Here is a 3,633-nt window from a genome sequence, read left to right as displayed (position 1 = left end):
GGGCCGGTTGATGGGTTCGTTGCCGTCGGGTGGGCGGATGGTGGCGGTGGAGGCCACCGAGGAGGAGGTGTCGGGCTGGCTGGTGGACGGTGCGGTGATCGCTGCTGTCAACGGGCCGGTGGCGGTGGTGGTTTCGGGTGTGGAGGACGCGGTTGAGGCGGTGGTGGAGCGGGCGCGCGGGGAAGGGCGTCGTACGACTCGTCTTCGTGTCTCGCACGCGTTCCATTCGCCGTTGATGGAGCCGATGCTCGCCGAGTTCGCTCAGGTGCTGGCGAAAGTGGAGTTCCGTGCCCCGTCGATTCCGGTCGTGTCCAATGTGACCGGTGAGGTCGCATCCGCTGGGGAGCTGTGCTCGCCGGAGTACTGGGTGCGGCACGTGCGCGAAGCGGTGCGGTTCGGGGACGGGGTCGGTGCGGTCCTGGCGCAGGGCGTCACGACCGTCGTCGAACTCGGGCCCGAGCCGGTGTTGACGGCGATGGGTGCCTCGCATCCGGGAGTCGTCGAGAACGGTGCCGTGTTCCTGCCCACTCTGGGGCGGCGGACCGGTGATGTGAACGGTTTCCTGACGGCTCTGGCCCGGGTGCACGCGCGTGGTCATCAGGTCGACTGGACCTCTCTCGGCCGGGCCGACGACCTCGCCCGTGAACTGCCCACCTACGCCTTCCAGCATCAGCGTTACTGGCTCGACGCCCCCGCGCCCGAGCCCGGCGTCGTCGAGCACGTGCCGGAGCAGGCCGTACTCCTGAACGCGGTCGCGCAGCAGGACGCCGACGGCCTCGCCCATACCCTCGGCCTCGCGCCGGACGCGCCGCTCACCGCGGTGCTGCCCGCGCTCCAGACCTGGTCCAGGGAACAGGCCCGGCTCGCAGCGGCCGACGCCCTGCGCTACCGCGTCTCCTGGACGGAGCTTCCGTCGCCGGCGGACGCGGTGCCGCTCGACGGCACGTGGCTGGTCACGGTGCCTGGCGAGCCCGTTGACCCGGACCTCGTGATCGCGGTCGAAAAGGCGCTCGTCGACGCGGGGGCGCGCGTGGAGCGGTGCGAGCCGGCCGAGCTGCGCGCACGGCTGGCCGCAGTGGCGCCCCGCGGCGTGCTCTGCCTGCCCGCGGTCGGCGCCCAGCGCGACCACGACCGGGAACGCGGCATCGCGACCGGCGCCCTGGCCGTGCTCGATCTCCTGCACACCGTGCAGGACGCGGGAGTCGACACCCGCGTATGGGCCCTCACGCGCGACGCGGTGTGTGCGCAGGCCGGCGACGCGGCGCCGGACCCGTGGCAGGCCCAGGTCTGGGGCCTCGGACGGGTCGCGGCCCTCGAACACCCCACCCTGTGGGGCGGTCTGATCGATGTCTCCGGTACGAGTCCGGCAGCGCAGCTCACCGGCCTCGCCGCTGCCCTCGCCGACACCACCGGTGACGACCAAATCGCCCTGCGAGGCGAGCTGTTGCTCGGCCGCCGGTTGATCCGCGGCACGGTACCCACGAGCGTGCCGGAGCCGGAGACCGGCTCCACGGCGCCCTGGACCGACGGCTCCGTCCTGATCACCGGCGGCACCGGCGCCCTCGGCGCGCAGACGGCGCGCTGGCTCGCCCGGAACGGCGCGCGGACCCTCGTCCTCACCAGCCGCCAGGGCCCTGCCGCACCCGCGGTGGCCGCGCTGCGCACGGAACTCGAGGAGCGGGGTGCGGAGGTCGTCGTCGAATCCTGTGACGTCACCGACGCCGTGGCCCTCGCCACCCTCCGGGACAGGCTCGCCGACGCCGGAACGCCGGTCCGCACCGTGGTCCACACCGCGGGCGTCGCCTCGGAACTGCCGCTCGCGGAGCTCGACGAGGACGGCTACGCCGCCGTCGTACGCGCGAAGGTCGTCGGCGCGCAGGTCCTCGATGAGGTCCTGGGCGACGAACTCGCCGCGTTCGTCGTCTATTCCTCCATCGCCGGGGTCTGGGGCAGCGCCCGTGCCGGTGCCTACGCCGCAGGAAACGCGCATCTCGACGCGCTGATCGAGCGGCGGCGCGCCCAGGGACGTTCCGGCACCGCCCTCGCCTGGGGCCCCTGGGGCGGGGGCGGCATGGCCGACGAACGCCTCACACGGGAGATGCAGGCCCGCGGCGTCAGCGCGCTCGACCCGGAGGAGGCCGTCGCCGCGTTCGGCCGCGCCGTGAGGGCGGACGACAGCACCGTCGTCCTCGCCGACATCGACTGGTCACGCCTGGCCGACATCTTCACCGTCAACCGTCCGAGCCCCCTGTTCGACCCGCTCGGCACCGTGGAAACGGAACGCGGCGGCGTCGGCGCGGACGGGACGGCGACGGCGGCCGGCACGGCCGGTGCGGACGGCGTCTCCGGCCCGGGCGACAGCGACGCCGGTACCGCAGGGGCCACCCCCTTCGTCGCCCGCTGGACCGCGCTGTCCGGCGGGGAACGCCGACGGGTGCTGGTGGAGACCGTCTGCGCGCAGGCCGCCGCGGAACTCGGGCACGCCTCGGGCGGCACGATCGAGCCGGAACGCCCTTTCCAGGAACTCGGGTTCGACTCGCTGGCCGCAGTCGGTCTGCGGCAGCGGCTCGAAAAGCTCACCGGCCTCAAGCTGCCCGCCACGCTCGTCTTCGACCACCCCACGCCCGCGGCCCTGGCACAGGTCGTCGCGAGCGCCCTCGCGGAGCGGGTCGGCGGCGCGTCGGGCGCTTCGGCGGTCCTCGGTGAGCTGGACCGGCTCGAAGCGGCCCTCGCCGCGCTCGACGCCGGGTCCGACCCGGCCGCGCGCGGCCGTATCACCCTGCGGCTTTCCAACCTGTTGACCAGGTTCCAGAACGCCGACGACGAGCCCACCGCCGCGTCCGGCGCGGCGGAAACAGCGGCCGAGCAACTCGACTCGGCAACCGACGATCAGCTCTTCGATCTGATCGAGAAGGAATTCGGCATCTCCTGACGCCGGCGTTCGCAAACCTCAGCACGAACAAGGAGCTGGCGCACCGTGTCCACCAACGAAGACAAGCTTCGCCACTACGTCAAGGAACTGACCGGCGATCTGCTGCGTACCCGCGGCCGGCTGCGGGAACTGGAGGCAGCCGGGAACGAGCCGATCGCGCTCGTCGGCATGGCCTGCAAGTATCCGGGCGGGGTGGCCTCGCCCGAGGACCTGTGGGAGTTGGTGTCCGAGGGGCGGGACGCGATCTCGCCGTTCCCGGCCGACCGCGGCTGGGACCTCGGACGGCTGCCCGCCGCGGGCGGTGGGTTCCTGCACGACGCCGCCCAGTTCGACGCGGGCTTCTTCGGCATCTCGCCGCGCGAGGCCGCCGCCATGGACCCCCAGCAGCGCATCGCCCTGGAGACCTGCTGGGAGGCGGTGGAGCGGTCCGGCATCAGCGCCGACTCGTTGCGCGGCAAGCCGGTCGGCGTCTTCATGGGCGGCGCCGTCCAGGGCTACGGCCTGGCCGGCACGGAGATCGTCGACGCGCCCGAAGGCGTCGGCGGAACGGGATCGGCCAGCTCCGTCATCTCGGGCCGGGTCTCGTATTCGTTCGGGTTCGAGGGTCCTGCGGTGACGGTGGACACGGCGTGTTCGTCGTCGTTGGTGGCGCTGCATCTGGCGGTGCAGTCGTTGCGTGCGGGGGAGTGTTCGTTGGCGCT

At 73.0% G+C, this 3,633-nt stretch carries 2 protein-coding genes; both read left to right on the top strand.

Annotated features, from left to right (window positions below; all coding sequences use genetic code 11):
- The first annotated feature begins 10 nt into the window (after positions 1-10).
- Positions 11-2,932 carry a type I polyketide synthase gene (locus CW362_RS42500; protein ID WP_338069099.1) on the top strand — a complete coding sequence of 974 codons (2,922 nt, stop codon included), beginning with the start codon at positions 11-13 and terminating at the stop codon, positions 2,930-2,932.
- A gap of 45 nt (positions 2,933-2,977) precedes the next feature.
- On the top strand, positions 2,978-3,633 hold a 656-nt coding region (locus tag CW362_RS42495), incomplete at its 3' end, for a beta-ketoacyl synthase N-terminal-like domain-containing protein (RefSeq protein WP_206301226.1).

The organism is Streptomyces populi (assembly GCF_002911015.1).
Classification (GTDB): Bacteria; Actinomycetota; Actinomycetes; order Streptomycetales; family Streptomycetaceae; genus Streptomyces; species Streptomyces populi.
This window is presented reverse-complemented; position numbering and strand designations above follow the sequence as displayed.